This window comes from Marinobacter halodurans (assembly GCF_004327985.1).
Classification (GTDB): Bacteria; Pseudomonadota; Gammaproteobacteria; order Pseudomonadales; family Oleiphilaceae; genus Marinobacter_A; species Marinobacter_A halodurans.
Genome location: NZ_SJDL01000026.1, coordinates 44691 through 59548, shown reverse-complemented (window position 1 = coordinate 59548; position 14858 = coordinate 44691). Strand labels below are relative to the sequence as shown.

The window sequence follows — 14858 nt, the reverse complement described above, 5'->3', positions numbered from 1 at the left end:
CCGAGCCTGCAAAAGAAATTGATGCGGGATTATACACATCCGTAACGGTTGACAGAAGGCGGCCCACATAGCCTGGGAGGCTTAAAAAAGGTAGACTCTGCACTCCATTCCCATTTCCACCGGACCAGGCAATGACCGCAATGCGAAAGACGACTGCACTGATTATTCTCGACGGCTGGGGCTACCGCGCCCCGTCTGACGACAATGCCATCAGCAATGCCAGCACCCCGTTCTGGGACAAGCTCTGGCAGGAGCAGCCGAAAACGCTGATCAACACCTCCGGCATGTTCGTCGGTCTGCCCAAGGGGCAGATGGGCAACTCCGAGGTCGGTCACATGAACCTGGGCGCGGGTCGCATCGTCTACCAGAGCCTGACCCGCATCGATAAAGACATCGCCGATGGCGCGTTCGCCGACAACCCGGTCATCACCAGCGCCATCGACAAGGCGGTGGAAAAAGGCAAGGCCATTCACCTAATGGGTCTGCTTTCACCGGGCGGCGTCCACGCCCACGAAGACCACATCCTGGCTGCCGCCGAAGTGGCCCGTTCACGGGGCGCCAAGGCCGTCTACGTTCATGCCTTCCTGGACGGCCGTGACATGCCGCCGCGCAGCGCCGAGCCTTCCCTGAAGAAGGTTGACGGCAAACTGCGGGAAATGGGCGTGGGCCGCATCGCCTCCATCGTTGGCCGCTACTTCGCCATGGACCGCGACAATCGCTGGGACCGCGTCGAAGCCGCCTACAACCTGCTTACCGCCGGCAAAGGCGAATTCACCGCGGACACCCCGGTCGAAGGCCTGCACGAGGCCTATGAACGCGGTGAGAACGACGAATTCGTCAAGGCCACCCGCATCCAGGCCGCCGGCGAACCGGACGCTTTCGTGCAGGACGGCGACAGCCTGATCTTCATGAACTTCCGCGCCGACCGCGCCCGGGAAATGACCCGCGCCTTCGTCGAGGACGACTTCGACGGCTTCGAGCGCAGGCAGCGCCCGGCCCTGTCGGATTTCGTCATGCTCACCGAGTACTCCGCCGACATCAAGACGTCCTGCGCCTACCCGCCTGAAAAGCTGGTCAACAGCCTGGGCGAGTACATGGAAAAGCTGGACAGGACCCAGTTGCGCATCGCCGAGACCGAGAAGTACGCCCACGTCACCTTCTTCTTCAGCGGCGGTCGCGAAGAGCCGTACAAGGGCGAGGACCGCATCCTGGTGCCGTCGCCCAACGTCGCCACCTACGACCTGCAGCCGGAAATGAGCGCGCCGGAGGTGACCGACAAGCTGTGTGAAGCCATCCGCAGCGGCAAGTACGACTTGGTGGTGTGCAACTACGCCAACGGCGACATGGTCGGTCACACCGGCAGTTTCGACGCCGCCGTCAAGGCCGCCGAGTGCCTCGACCAATGCCTGGCGAAGATCGACGCGGCGCTGAAGGATGTGGACGGTCAGGCCCTGATCACCGCCGACCACGGCAACTGCGAGCAGATGACCGATCCCAGCACCGGCCAGATGCACACCGCACACACCACCGGCCCGGTGCCGCTGGTGTACATGGGCAGCAGCAAGATCCACTTCAGGGATGACGGCGCCCTGAGCGACGTCGCCCCATCCCTGCTGACCCTGATGCACCTGGACCAGCCGGCGGAAATGACCGGCCACTCGCTGATCGAGCAGGACTAGGACCCGGCGTGACCGACGCGGCCCATCGGCAGTGCCGCCCCGACTCCCGATCCAGTAACCCGACGCGCCTCCTGCACGCCGGGTTGCTGCTGTTCGCCCTGTTCAGCACCCTGCCCTCGCTGACGCTGGCCCAGGACGCGGACTCCGTCTCCCCGGAGCAGATTGAGGAACTCAAGGAACAGATCGCCGATATCGACGACTGGCTCAAGGACGCCGAGGCCGATCGCGGCAAACTGGAACAGACCCTCGCCAGCACCGAACGCAGGATCGGCCAGCTCAAGAAGGAACGCCGCTCCCTGCGCCAGCAGGTCGCCGAGCAGCAGACTGAGATCGACAGACTCAAGGAGCGCGAGCGAAAACTGGAAAAGGAACTCGCCGCCAAGCGCGAAGCCCTCAAGGCCCAGATCCGCGCCGCCTGGATGGCCGGCGATGCCCCCGCCGTGAAAGTCCTGCTCAACGAGATCGATCCGCAGAAACTGTCACGGATCATGACCTACCACGAGTACCTGAGCCAGGACACGGTCAGCCAACTGGAAGCCTTCAACCGCACCCTGGACGACCTCAAGGCCACCCGCGAGAAGAGCGTGGCCGCCCGGCTCAGGCTGAAAAAGACCGAAGCGGCCGTCGCCGAACGCCAGGACAAACTGGAAGACCAGCGCAAGACCCGCGAACGCACCCTGGCCCTGCTCAAGTCGGACATTTCCGACAAGAAGGCCCAGCGCCAGGATCTAGTGGCCGACCGCAAGCGCCTGGAGAAACTCCTGAAGGAAGTGGAAGCCGCCATTGCCGACATTCCTGCGCCCAAAGAATCACAACCTTTCTCAAGCCTGCGCGCTAAACTCCCGTGGCCAACCCGTGGTAAGGTGATTATCGGCTACGGCGAGAGCCTGCATAACGGGCGTCTGCGCCACAACGGCCTGCTCATCGCCACCCAGCCCGAAGCCGAGGTGAAGGCGGTGCATTACGGTCGGGTCGTTTTTGCCAACTGGTTGCGTGGATTCGGACTTCTGACCATTATTGACCACGGGGATGGCTATATGAGCCTCTATGGCCGTAATTCGAGCCTGCTCAAGAGTCCCGGGGATTGGGTCAGGGCCGGAGAGACCATCGCTATCGCGGGCGAGGGCGGCAAGGATTCCAACGCCCGGCTCTATTTCGAGATTCGGCATAACGGCAAGCCACAGGATCCAATGAGGTGGCTGGCCCATAAATAAGGTGAGGGACGCGCCGTGAAAGCACACCCTGCATTGCTGTTTTCCATTGCCTGCCCACCGTCACAATAAAACACCGCGAGTACAGGAATACTGCATGAAACTGGCCAGACGTACCGCCGCAACCGCTCTTCTCTGCGCTTATTGCCTGCTCACCCTGCCGACGCTGGCGCTGGCGGACACCGACCCCGAGACCGGCGAAACCATTCTCAGGGGCGAAGCCAACGGCAAGGATGTCACCGTTCGCCTGCCCAACCCGGAAAAGCAGTTGCCGCTGGATGAGCTGCGCAAGTTCACCGAAGTGTTCGGCCGCATCCGCGAAGCCTATGTCGAGGAAGTGGACGACACCACCCTGCTGGAGAACGCCATCAAGGGCATGCTCTCCGGTCTCGACCCCCACTCCGCCTACCTGGAACCCCAGGCCTACGAGGAGCTTGAAGAGAGCACCAGCGGCGAGTTCGGCGGCCTGGGCATCGAGGTCGGCATCGAGGACGGCTTCGTCCGCGTCATTTCCCCGATCGACGACACGCCGGCCCAGAAGGCGGGCGTGCAGGCGGGCGACATGATCATCAAGCTGGGTGACCAGCCGGTCAAGGGCATGTCCCTGGAGGAAGCCGTCAACCTGATGCGCGGCAAGCCGGGCACCACCCTGAAGCTGACCATCGTCCGGGACGAACAGAGCGCGCCGATCGAGATCGACGTCGAGCGCGACGTGATCAAGGTGGCCAGCGTCAAATCCCGCATGCTGGAACCCGGCTACGCCTACCTGCGCCTGACCCAGTTCCAGGCCGAGACCGGCCGTGAATTCGTGGAAGCCATCGACAAGCTGGAAAAGGACAACGGTGGCAAACTCGACGGCATCATCATCGACCTGCGCAACAACCCGGGCGGGGTGCTGCAGGCGGCCGTGGAATCGGCGGATGCCGTCCTGGACGAAGGGCTGATCGTCTACACCGACGGCCGCATCCAGAGCTCGAAACTGCGCTTCAGCGCCCAGCCCGGCGACGAGACCGACGGCGCGCCGATCGTGGTGCTGATCAACGGTGGCTCGGCTTCGGCCTCGGAGATCCTCGCCGGCGCCCTGCAGGATCATCACCGCGCGGTGATCATGGGGACGGAATCCTTCGGCAAGGGCTCGGTGCAGACGGTCATTCCGCTGGACGAGACCCACGCCATCAAGCTCACTACGGCGCGCTACTACACCCCCAGCGGCCGCTCGATCCAGGCCAAGGGCATCCATCCGGACATCGTCGTCAACCAGGCGCGCCTGACTGAAGTGGACAGCCAGCCGTTCTTCACCGAAGCGGACCTGAGCGGCCACCTGGAAAACGGCACCGACGACGGCAAGAGCAGGACGGACGACAAGGCCACCAAGGCAGTCCCCGACGAGCAGGTGGCCAAGGATTACCAGTTGCGCACGGCCCTGAACCTGCTCAAGGGCCTGGGCATCTTCAGCAAGAACAAGGTGGACACCCAGTGACATTGAGCCGTAGCTGCCGGGCGCTGCTGGCGCCCGCCCTGCTGTGCCTCTTGCCGGTGCTCGCCGGCCCGGCGCAGGCGACTCCCCGCGGCGAGCAGCCGCCGCCCACCATCGCCATCATCATCGATGATATGGGCCACGACAAAATCCAGGGCGAACGCCTGATCCAACTGGATCAGCCGATCACCCTCGCCTTCCTGCCGTTCCGCCCCTACACCCCCTCGCTGGCGCGGGAGGCCCATGCGCACGGCAAGGAAATCATGCTGCACGTGCCCATGGCCAACACCCACCATATCGGCCTCGGCGCCGGCGGCCTGGACACCGGCATGGACGAACGGACCACCACCACGATCCTGCGCCGCTCCCTCCAGGCGATTCCCTATGTACAGGGCGTGAACAACCACATGGGCAGCCTGCTCACCCAGAACCGCCAGCACATGGACTGGGTCATGAAGGAGCTGTTCCATTACCCGCTCTACTTCGTGGACAGCCGCACCATCGCCAGCACCGTCGCCGCCAGGAGCGCCAGCGATCACGACGTGCCCAACATGAGCCGGGACGTGTTCCTCGACAACCAACAGACCGAGGAATCGGTGGACCAACAGTTCAAGCTGCTGGTGGAAACGGCCAAACGCAACGGTACCGCCATCGGCATCGGCCATCCGCACCAGGTAACCGTGGATTATCTGGTGAAACACCTGCCGGAGCTGGACGCACAAGGCATCGCCGTGGCGACGGTCAGTGGACTGTGGGCCATGCGGCACAACAACGCGCCGATGTTCGTGGATGTGAAGCAGCCGGTGCGGACCTCTTTGGCGAAGGGGAAGGCGGCTGAGAAATAGCCGGTGGTTTGGCTGTTTGTTAGGCCAAGTGGTTTTCTGGTTGCCCCTGCTTTACCGCTCCCCCTCTCTCCAACCTCTCTCCCTCCAGGGGGAGAGAGGCTAAAACAGCTCCAGTTCCTCTCTGAGTTTTTCGCGAATTGCACTCTCAGATCCGGCGCGCCATTCAATCAGCATGTTCAGCTAGAGCAAATAGGCGATATGCCTCTCGCCCCTAGGGGGGGTAGGCGGAATGAGCGAAGCAGCGCTTCGCCCGCCGGAACGCCCGGAGCGGAGGTTGGAGAGAGGGGGAGCTGGCGCCAGCCAGCCAAAGGAATCCGAGATTTGAACGCTATCCAGAAGGACTAAAGCCGAACCTCAATCCCCTGCTCATGCATAAACTGCTTGGCCTCGGGAATCGTATGCTGGCCGAAGTGAAAGATCGACGCCGCCAGCACCGCATCCGCCCCGCCTTGCGTCACCCCATCGGCCAGATGCTGCAGTTCACCGACACCGCCTGAGGCAATCACCGGCACAATCACCGCATCGCTGATCGCCCGGGTCAGGCCCAGGTCGAAGCCGATCTTGGTGCCATCCCGGTCCATGCTGGTCAGCAGCAGTTCACCGGCGCCCATCTCGACCATCTTTTTCGCCCACTCGACCGCATCCAGTCCGGTCGGCTTGCGGCCGCCATGGGTGAAGATCTCCCAGCGTGGCGGCTCGCCTTCGGCACTGACCTGCTTGGCGTCGATGGCCACCACGATGCACTGGCTACCGAAACGCTCGGCAGCCTCGCGCACGAACTCCGGATTGAACACCGCGGCGGTGTTGATGCTCACCTTGTCCGCACCGGCGTTGAGCAGCTTGCGGATATCCTCGACGGTGCGCACGCCACCGCCGACGGTCAGCGGGATAAAGACCTGGCTGGCCATCCGCTCGACGGTCTCGTAGGTGGTATCGCGGCTTTCGTGACTGGCGGTGATATCCAGGAAGGTGATCTCGTCCGCACCCTGCTCGTTGTACTTGCGGGCCACTTCCACCGGGTCGCCGGCGTCGCGGATATCGACGAAGTTGACGCCCTTGACCACCCGGCCCTTATCGACGTCCAGACAGGGAATGATGCGCTTGGCCAGGGTCATGTCACTTCTCCTGCTGATCGCACCAGGCCTGGGCTTCCGCCACATCCAGGGTGCCTTCGTAGATGGCCCGGCCGGTGATGGCGCCGAGGATGCCGCGATCCGCTTCCGCGGACAGGCGCTGGATGTCGTCCATGTTGGTCACGCCGCCAGAGGCGATCACCGGGATACCGCAGGACTCCGCCAGGTGCGCGGTCTGCTCGACGTTCACGCCCTGCATCATGCCGTCACGGCTGATGTCGGTATAGACGATGCTGTCCACGCCGTCGTTGGCGAACTGGCTGGCCAGATCCGTCGCCTTCACTTCGGACACTTCTGCCCAGCCGTCGGTAGCCACCAGACCGTCTTTGGCGTCCAGGCCGACGATGATGTGCCCCGGGAACCGCTTGCACATCCCGGTGACGAACTCCGGCTCTTTGACGGCCTTGGTGCCGATGATGACCCACTGCACGCCCGCCTTCAGGTACGCCTCGATGGTTTCCGCCGAGCGGATGCCGCCGCCGATCTGGATCGGCAGGTCCGGGAAGCGTTTGGCGATGGCGTTGACGATTTCGCCGTTCACCGGCTCGCCGGCAAAGGCACCGTTCAGGTCCACCAGGTGCAGGCGGCGGGCACCGGCGTCGACCCAGCGGGCGGCGACGTCGACCGGGTTCTCGGAGAACACGGTGGAGTCGTCCATCCGGCCCTGGCGCAGGCGTACACATTTTCCGTCTTTGAGGTCGATGGCGGGAATAATCAGCATGGTGTTATCAATCCAGTTCGGTGTAGAGGTCAGCGCTTACTGACCCGACCATTGTACGAAGTTTTTCAGCAACTGCAGACCGGCCCGGTGGCTCTTCTCCGGGTGGAACTGCGTGGCGAAGACGTTGTTGCGGGCGACGGCCGCCGCCAGATCCACGCCGTAGTGCGTGCGACCGGCAATGTCCGGATTGCCCTCGGCTTCGGCGTAGTAGCTGTGGACAAAGTAGAAGCGCTCACCGTCGTCGATGTCGTGCCACATCGGGTGATCCTGGGTCTGCCAGACCTGGTTCCAGCCCATATGCGGGACTTTCAGGCGCTCGCCCTGCTCGTCTTTCAGGTGGGTGCCGAAGAAGCGGACTTCCGACGGGAACAGGCCGATGCCGTCGACGCCGTTGTTCTCTTCACTGCGGGCCATCAGCGCCTGCATGCCAACACAGATACCCAGCAGCGGACGGCCGTCGGCGACCAGGTCCTTCACCAGCGTATCCACGCCCTGGCGGCGGATCTCGGCCATGCAGTCACGGATCGCGCCGACGCCCGGCAGGATCACGCGGTCGGCCTCGCGGATGATGGCTTCGTTATCGGTGACGTGGACGCGCATATCCGGCGCCACGTGCTCGACCGCCTTGCTGGCCGAGTGGAGGTTACCCATGCCGTAATCGATAATGGCAACGGACTTCATAGTCAGGACAACTCCGGAAAGCAGCGGCCGGCTGGGTCGCCCTCAGCCGGCCGGGATAACAGATAGGGTGACAGTACCCATGTCGGTAAGACCCGCCTCAGAGCGAGCCCTTGGTGGACGCGACCACGCCCGCCATGCGCTCGTCCGGCTCGACGGCCATGCGCAGCGCCCGGCCAAACGCCTTGAACACCGTCTCGATCTGATGGTGCGTGTTCTTGCCCTTCAGGTTGTCGATGTGCAGCGTCACCATGGAATGGTTGACGAACCCGTGGAAGAACTCCTCGAATAGGTCCACATCGAACCCGCCGACGGTGGCACGGGTGTACGGCACCTCCATGCTCAGCCCGGGCCGGCCCGACAGGTCGATGACCACGCGCGACAGGGCCTCATCCAGCGGCACATAGGCATGGCCGTAGCGGCGGATGCCCTTCTTGTCGCCCACCGCCTTGGAAAACGCCTGACCCAGGGTAATGCCGATGTCCTCGACCGTATGGTGATCGTCGATGTGCAGGTCGCCCTTGGACACGATGTCCAGATCCACCAGCCCGTGCCGCGCGATCTGATCCATCATGTGCTCCAGGAAGGGCACGCCGGTATCGAAGTGGGACTCGCCGGTGCCATCAAGGTTGATCGACACCGTAATCTGGGTTTCGAGGGTATTGCGTTCTACCCGCGCCTTGCGTTCGGCCATGGAGACTCCAGTGAATAAAGCCGGAAATAGTGACAGCGCAGAGTATACCGCGTTATGTCGTCTTTCTCACTTTATTGAGGTGATAGCGTGGAATGGTGGAAACCGGCGCAGCAGGACGCTGCACCGGTCGGAGAAGGCCCTTTAGAACGCCTTCTTCAGGTTGTTCATATAGGTATCGACCATACCGTTGAACTCGTGCTTCACCACCGGGCTGATGGCCAGCTTGAGCAGGCTCGGCAGCGGCAGGGTCAACTCGGCCGTCGTCTGGAAACGGGCGCGGGTCACATCATCGCCCTGGGCCGACAGGTTCCAGGAACCGCGTACCACGCCGTTGCCCTCGCCTTTCACCGGTTCCCAGGTGATCCTGCCGGCGTCTTTGTCGGAGGAATACTTGCTGGCATAGACCGACTGGATGGAGTGCTTGTCGACACCGATCTTATCCATTTCCCAGCGGTAAACGTTGTCGCCCAGGTCCACCAGCTTGTCGACCTTGGGAAAGTAACTGGCGGATTTGGGCACGTCCGCCAGCAGGTCGAACACCTCGTCGTAACTGCCTGGAATATCGATCTCCCGGTTCAGCTCAATCGCGATCGTAATGGCCACCCGAAACTCCTTAACTTGCGTTGTCTTTATTTTGGTCTGCCGGGTCTGCGACCCGTGGATACGTTATGCGCGGCATTCTGACGCAAAGTCGTACGCCGTCAATCGTTATCTTGTTACCTAATCATTTCCAGGGCGATGCTTTCTCATCCCGGACGCTGTTTGCAGAGTGTACCGGGATTGGCGGCCAAATGAACATTCCGCAAGATTGCCGTATTCATTCGGAAAGCCTGGTGGGCTGATTGCATCCTGTGTCGTATGCTTGACGTAGGCATTTGAAAAGCGTCGGTTTCCAGCCCCCTCAATCGAGGCCTTCGGAAACCGCCCGTCGCCAGCCATATACAATAGCCGTAAGGATACTGCTGACATGAAAGCGCTTCGCTACCTGCTGATTGCCGTCGTCGCCGTCATCGTGCTGATCGCAGCCGCCGTCATCATTGCCACGATGGTACTGGACCCGAACGACTACAAACCCCAGATCGAGAAAATCGTCGAGCAGAAAACCAACCTCGACCTGTCACTGAACGGCGACATCAGTTGGTCGTTCATCCCCGTCGGCCTGGAAGTGAACGACGTGGAAGCCAAGCTGGACGGCGACCAGTTCGTGAAGCTCAACCTGCTGCGGGCGGAAGTGGACTTCTGGTCGCTGATCACCATGTCACCGGCCGTCGACACCTTCACCCTCGACGGCCTCGACGCCCGCCTGGTGAAGAACAAGCAGGGCCAGGGCAACTGGGAACGCATCATGCCCGAGGGCGAGACCAGGTCGACAGATCAGCAAGCTGCCCAGAAACAGGAACCTGCCCCGGCGGGAACCCCAGCCACAACAGAAGAAGGCGGTGGCGAACCGCTCAAGTTCAACGTTGAGGAAATCGCCATCACCAACGCCCAGGTCCACTACTCGGACCAGGGCACCGGCCAGTCCGTCACCCTGGACGACTTCTCGCTGAACGCCAGCGACATCACCCTGGGCCAGACCTTCCCGCTCAGCCTCGGCTTCCATTTCGCCACCAACGAACCAGAGCTGGACGTGGTCGCGCAGATCAAGGCGCAACTGAACGCCAACGAAGCCCTCAACCAGTTCCAGATGCAGGACCTGGACAGCAGCTTTGAACTCAAAGGCGCGGCCGTCGGCGGCAAGACCGTCAACGCCAGCTTCACCGGTAACGCCGCCGCCAACCTGGAACAGGAAACCGCGTCCCTCTCCGACTTCGTTGCCAAACTGGCCGGCCTCGAGCTGAGCGCGGACCTCGACGTGGCCGGCTTCGGCGACAAGCCCAAGCTGGACGGCAAGCTGTCCGTCGCTGAATTCTCCATCCGCGACCTGATGGACACGCTCGGCCAGGCGCCGATCGAAACCAGTGATCCGGACGTGCTCAAGAAAGCGTCCTTCTCCACCGACATCGGTGGCAAGCCGGGCCAGATCGACCTGAACAACCTGCAGCTCAAGCTGGACGACACCACCTTCAAGGGCAGCTTCGGACTGGGTCTGGCCAACACCGCCATCGACCTGAAACTGAAAGGCGACAAGATCAACGTCGACCGTTACCTGCCGCCGAAGTCCAACCAGCCGGCCGCCGCAACCGCCAGCAGCGACAACGGCGGCACCCCGGCCCCGGGCAGCACCAAGGCCCCGCCGGAGTCCGACCTGCTGCCGCTGGACACCCTGCGCGGCCTCGACCTGGACGTGGACCTGGGCCTGGGCGAACTCATTGCCAGCAACCTGACCATCACCGACATCCAGTCCAGGATCTCCGCCAAGAACGGCCTGATCAAGGTCGCCCCCTTCGCCGGCAAGCTGTATGAAGGCGACTTCAACGTGCAGGCCACGCTGGATGCCCGCAAGGACAACCCGACCTGGAAAATCACCGAGCGGGCCAACAACATCCAGACCCTGTCGCTGCTCACCGACCTGGCGGACATGAAGCTGCTCTCCGGCGCCGCCAACCTGACCGCCGACATCACCACCCAGGGCAACCGCCTATCCGCCCTGCGCAGCAACGCCAAGGGCGACATCAAGTTCAACCTGGACAAGGGCAGCTTCAACAAGATGAACCTGACCCACATGGCCTGCCAGGGCATTGCGCTGGCCAACCAGGAAAGCCTGAGCACCACGGACTGGGGTGACTCCACGCCGTTCAACGACATGCACGGCGTGCTCAGGATCGACGGCAACACCCTCAAGAATACCGACCTGACCGCTGCCCTGGCCGGCATGGAGCTTAAGGGCGGAGGCACTGTCGACCTCGCCAAGAGCGACCTGGATTACGAGGCCGGCTTACGCGTCGTGGGTGAAATCCATCGGGACAAAGCCTGCCGCGTCACCAAGTACGTCGAAAACGTGGTGATTCCTGTAGAATGCCGCGGCGACATTTCCGGCGATCCGGCCAAGCTGTGCTCCTTCGACGGCTCGCGCTTCCGCGACACCCTCAAGGACATGGCCGCCAACGCCGCCAAGAAAAAGGCAACGGAAGAAGTGAACAAGGCCATCGACGAAAAACTGGGCGACAAGCTGAACGAGAAGCTGGACAAGGACACCAGCGACAAAGTGAAGGGCGCGCTCAAGGGGCTGTTCAAGTAATGGCCGACAGCGTCGCCGACCGGCTGCTGGCGTGGTACGACCAGCACGGCCGCAAAAACCTGCCCTGGCACGAAGACCGGACACCCTACCGCGTGTGGGTGTCCGAGATCATGCTGCAGCAGACGCAGGTGACCACGGTCATCCCCTACTACGAGGCCTTCATGGCCCGCTTCCCGGACGTGAAGAGCCTGGCCGAAGCGCCGGTGGATGACGTGCTCCAGCACTGGTCGGGCCTGGGCTACTACGCCCGCGCCCGCAACCTGCAGAAAGCCGCCAAGGCGGTGATGGCCGACCACGGCGGCGAATTCCCGAAAGACCAGGAACAGCTCGAAGCCCTCACCGGCATCGGCCGCTCCACCGCCGCCGCCATCCTGGCCCAGGCCCACGGCATCCGCGCCAGCATCCTCGACGGCAACGTCAAACGCGTGCTCGCCCGCTACCACGCCGTCCACGGCTGGCCGGGCCAGACCGCCGTCCTGCGCGCACTGTGGGAGCACGCCGAGCAGCACACGCCCCACGAGCGCGTGCGGGACTACACCCAGGCCATCATGGACCTGGGCGCAATGGTCTGTACACGGCGCAAGCCGGACTGCGAGCACTGTCCTCTGGCCGACGACTGCGAAGCCAGGGCCCAGGGCCTGACCGCTGCCCTGCCCGAGTCCAAACCGAAGAAGGCCAAGCCGGAAAAAGAAACCTGGCTGCTGATGATCGAGGACGACGCCGGCAACCTGCTGATGGAACGTCGCCCGCCCAGCGGCATCTGGGGCGGCCTCTGGAGCCTGCCGGAGCTGGACACCGCCATCACCCTGGACGAACTGCCGGAAGTGGCCGAACGCGAACTGGGCATCGCCTGCGACGACGCCCAGCCCCTGAGCGTATTCCGCCACACCTTCAGCCACTACCACCTGCACATCCACCCGGTGCGCCTGCGCCACGCCGGCACCGCCGCCGAGATGGATAACTCGGATCTGGCCTGGCAGCCACGGGAAGACGCTCCGACCCTTGGCATCCCCAGCCCGATCCGCAAGCTGTTAACTCAGCCCGAGCAAACCACCCTGCTCTGATTCTGTTACCATCGCCGGAATTGAAGACACCCGAAAGGAGCCGACATGAGCCGCACCGTATTCTGCCGCAAGTACCAGAAAGAGATGGAAGGCCTCGACATGCCGCCCATGCCCGGCGCCAAGGGCCAGGAACTCTACGAGACCGTCTCCAAGCAGGCCTGGCAGGAGTGGCAGAACCAGCAGACCATGCTGATCAACGAAAAGCACCTGAACATGATGGACCCGTTCGCGCGGAAGTACCTCAAGGCCCAGATGGAGAAGTTCCTGGACAACGAGGAATTCGAACAGGCCGAAGGGTTCGTGCCGCCGGAAGAGCGGTAAAACGGCCTGTTGCGCAAGGATTGATCAAGCCCCGGAAAACGCGGAAATTTTCTCCGAGACGGCCTTGACTCAATCCATCGAAACGGGTTTAATACCGCCCCGTTGCCCGGATAGCTCAGTTGGGTGAGGCAAGCGTCTTATGAAGCAACGCTTCATTCGCAGCCGAACGACACAAATCCACGATTTGTGGCTGGAATGAGCAGGGGCGCAGGCGAAAGCCTGCCGGTGTCAGGCAGCACTGAACGACAAATTGCTTTTTGCCCGGATAGCTCAGTCGGTAGAGCAGGGGATTGAAAATCCCCGTGTCGGTGGTTCGATTCCGCCTCCGGGCACCATTATTCTGAAAAGCCGCTCACTCGAGCGGCTTTTTTCTTTTCTGGCCCTTCACTTTTTGAATGCACTCTTTAGCTGCAGACAACTTACGCATCAATCCTATGAACTCAAAAAAGACAGTCCAAATTTTCAGCGCTCACACTTGATTACATCCCGCATATCACAACAAAAAATTGCAGCACGAATCTGGAGCAACTTGCGAATATTGGAAAACTGCCTAAGCAGATCAATTACTCTTCAAGAAGCTCCCCATCAAACTGGAGCTCATTATAAACTTCCACATCAAAATAGCTTAACCCGACAACCCGCTCTTTCACTATAACGACCTTAAAATTATCGAGAGAAACATCCAGTTCCCTGTCTTTTGAGAAGCACAACTTCTCATTTCCTCCGGGACTCTCGATTACTTCAATTAGTCCCACTTCAATAAAATGGTTTAGGTAATTGACACTAAACTCTACACTCTTACCCTCTAGTGTACGAGCGCCACTAAGGAAGGGAACGATAGCAAAACTTTCTTCAAGACCGTGTTCTATAGAGTGATCAACAACCCTACCTACATATACTTTATCATTATCTAATGTTATCAATACATCTAGCCCATCATCTGCACTATGCAAAGATGACAAGAGCATACTTTCGAATGGATTATTTATAAGAAGCTGTATTTTTTTCCTTGCACGTCTATTTTTATCTCTGAGCCATAAGTAGGAGGTCAAACCAGAGAAAAAAGAAAAACTAAAAGAAAGGAAAGCGACACCCGCTATCTTCACCGCAGAAAAATCTATACTTGATTTTCCTAACTCCACTTCATTCAGCGATGCATAGTTGAGTAAAGGGCGAGCCAAGTCATATGCGTCTACAAAAAAATATACCGCACAAGCCACTACGGTGAACGCCAACCCGATGGCACCGACATGAAAGTAGGATACCCACCCATCGGTCGACCTAAGACGAAATCCGGCTGGCAAATGAAGAAGTGAAAAAGTATAACCGGACGCTAATATTACGAGAACAAAGATTAGCCCCATCCTTGGAGTCCAAAAGCATATTAAGCGGGCTGCGGACGTTTCGGGTCCTTAGCACTGCCGGTGGGTGTAACCTTGATTTTTCTGTAGGCATTCATTTTGCTAAGAACGCGCTCGGCATTTTTTCGATCATCCAGATCGATAAAAGAGCGGCCATCGCGAGAGACTTGACCAACCATTTCAGTATTTTCTTTTTTAGTATCAACACCCATAAGTATTGTCATCCATGTCGGTCTAACTTGGCTAAAGTTTGGATGCTACTCCAAGGAAAGTCAAAGGATTCTGTCTGACAATCAGACAGAATTTCAGTATCCGTTACAAATTTTAACGCTCAAATGTAAAAATAGAAACTGATACCTTGTCTCTGCTACGGGTATATCGCAAAACAGTCTGATTTCACTCTATCACCATACTCGTGAGCCGATTCGACACCAAGCATTAATGACCTAAAAACAGCCCTTTACCTTCCACAAACGAAACTGGGACAGAAGTA

At 60.5% G+C, this 14858-nt stretch carries 15 protein-coding genes and 1 tRNA gene; 9 read left to right on the top strand and 7 right to left on the bottom strand.

Annotated features, from left to right (window positions below; all coding sequences use genetic code 11):
- Positions 1-131: 131 nt before the first annotated feature.
- From gpmM to EZI54_RS15665, 4 genes are all read left to right on the top strand, one after another.
- Positions 132-1679, top strand: a complete 1548-nt coding sequence (gpmM, locus tag EZI54_RS15680; RefSeq protein WP_131482825.1) for a 2,3-bisphosphoglycerate-independent phosphoglycerate mutase — start codon at positions 132-134, stop codon at positions 1677-1679.
- Positions 1680-1687: 8 nt separating this feature from the next.
- A complete protein-coding gene (locus EZI54_RS15675) occupies positions 1688-2893 on the top strand; it encodes a murein hydrolase activator EnvC family protein (RefSeq protein ID WP_131482824.1) in 1206 nt (401 codons plus the stop codon).
- A gap of 94 nt (positions 2894-2987) precedes the next feature.
- Positions 2988-4370: a S41 family peptidase gene (locus EZI54_RS15670; protein ID WP_131482823.1), complete on the top strand. Its 1383-nt coding sequence runs from the start codon at positions 2988-2990 to the stop codon at positions 4368-4370.
- 2 nt (positions 4371-4372) lie between these two features.
- Complete coding sequence (locus tag EZI54_RS15665; RefSeq protein ID WP_423227005.1) at positions 4373-5212, top strand: divergent polysaccharide deacetylase family protein; 840 nt, start codon at positions 4373-4375, stop codon at positions 5210-5212.
- A gap of 341 nt (positions 5213-5553) precedes the next feature.
- Here the strand turns inward: EZI54_RS15665 and hisF are convergent, their stop codons facing one another.
- The 5 genes from hisF to EZI54_RS15640 form a co-directional block, all read right to left on the bottom strand.
- The gene (hisF, locus tag EZI54_RS15660; protein WP_131482822.1) at positions 5554-6327 is read right to left on the bottom strand and encodes an imidazole glycerol phosphate synthase subunit HisF; all 774 of its coding nucleotides are present in this window, start codon (positions 6325-6327) and stop codon (positions 5554-5556) included.
- A gap of 1 nt (position 6328) precedes the next feature.
- Positions 6329-7066 (bottom strand): 1-(5-phosphoribosyl)-5-[(5-phosphoribosylamino)methylideneamino]imidazole-4-carboxamide isomerase, encoded by a 738-nt coding sequence (gene hisA, locus EZI54_RS15655; protein WP_131482821.1) that lies wholly within the window; start codon positions 7064-7066, stop codon positions 6329-6331.
- A gap of 36 nt (positions 7067-7102) precedes the next feature.
- A complete protein-coding gene (gene hisH / locus EZI54_RS15650; protein WP_131482820.1) occupies positions 7103-7747 on the bottom strand; it encodes an imidazole glycerol phosphate synthase subunit HisH in 645 nt (214 codons plus the stop codon).
- Positions 7748-7844: 97 nt separating this feature from the next.
- The gene (gene hisB, locus EZI54_RS15645) at positions 7845-8438 is read right to left on the bottom strand and encodes an imidazoleglycerol-phosphate dehydratase HisB (RefSeq protein WP_131482819.1); all 594 of its coding nucleotides are present in this window, start codon (positions 8436-8438) and stop codon (positions 7845-7847) included.
- A gap of 141 nt (positions 8439-8579) precedes the next feature.
- Positions 8580-9041: an SRPBCC family protein gene (locus EZI54_RS15640; protein WP_131482818.1), complete on the bottom strand. Its 462-nt coding sequence runs from the start codon at positions 9039-9041 to the stop codon at positions 8580-8582.
- 65 nt (positions 9042-9106) lie between these two features.
- On the opposite strand from EZI54_RS15640, the gene EZI54_RS24470 reads away from it, so the two are divergent.
- The 5 genes from EZI54_RS24470 (at position 9107) to EZI54_RS15620 (ending at position 13339) form a co-directional block, all read left to right on the top strand.
- The gene (locus EZI54_RS24470) at positions 9107-9280 is read left to right on the top strand and encodes a hypothetical protein (protein ID WP_165495772.1); all 174 of its coding nucleotides are present in this window, start codon (positions 9107-9109) and stop codon (positions 9278-9280) included.
- Positions 9281-9405: 125 nt separating this feature from the next.
- Positions 9406-11619 carry an AsmA family protein gene (locus EZI54_RS15635; RefSeq protein ID WP_131482817.1) on the top strand — a complete coding sequence of 738 codons (2214 nt, stop codon included), beginning with the start codon at positions 9406-9408 and terminating at the stop codon, positions 11617-11619.
- Complete coding sequence (gene mutY, locus EZI54_RS15630) at positions 11619-12683, top strand: A/G-specific adenine glycosylase (protein WP_131482816.1); 1065 nt, start codon at positions 11619-11621, stop codon at positions 12681-12683. Before EZI54_RS15635 ends, mutY begins: the two co-directional genes overlap by 1 nt.
- 45 nt (positions 12684-12728) lie before the next feature.
- Positions 12729-13004 (top strand): oxidative damage protection protein, encoded by a 276-nt coding sequence (locus tag EZI54_RS15625; RefSeq protein WP_123635373.1) that lies wholly within the window; start codon positions 12729-12731, stop codon positions 13002-13004.
- Positions 13005-13263: 259 nt separating this feature from the next.
- A tRNA-Phe gene (locus EZI54_RS15620) sits at positions 13264-13339 on the top strand.
- Positions 13340-13567: 228 nt separating this feature from the next.
- On the opposite strand, the gene EZI54_RS15615 is transcribed toward EZI54_RS15620, so the two are convergent.
- Both EZI54_RS15615 and EZI54_RS15610 read right to left on the bottom strand, forming a co-directional pair.
- Positions 13568-14239 (bottom strand): hypothetical protein, encoded by a 672-nt coding sequence (locus EZI54_RS15615; RefSeq protein WP_131482815.1) that lies wholly within the window; start codon positions 14237-14239, stop codon positions 13568-13570.
- A gap of 149 nt (positions 14240-14388) precedes the next feature.
- Complete coding sequence (locus EZI54_RS15610) at positions 14389-14577, bottom strand: hypothetical protein (RefSeq protein WP_131482814.1); 189 nt, start codon at positions 14575-14577, stop codon at positions 14389-14391.
- Positions 14578-14858 lie beyond the last annotated feature (281 nt).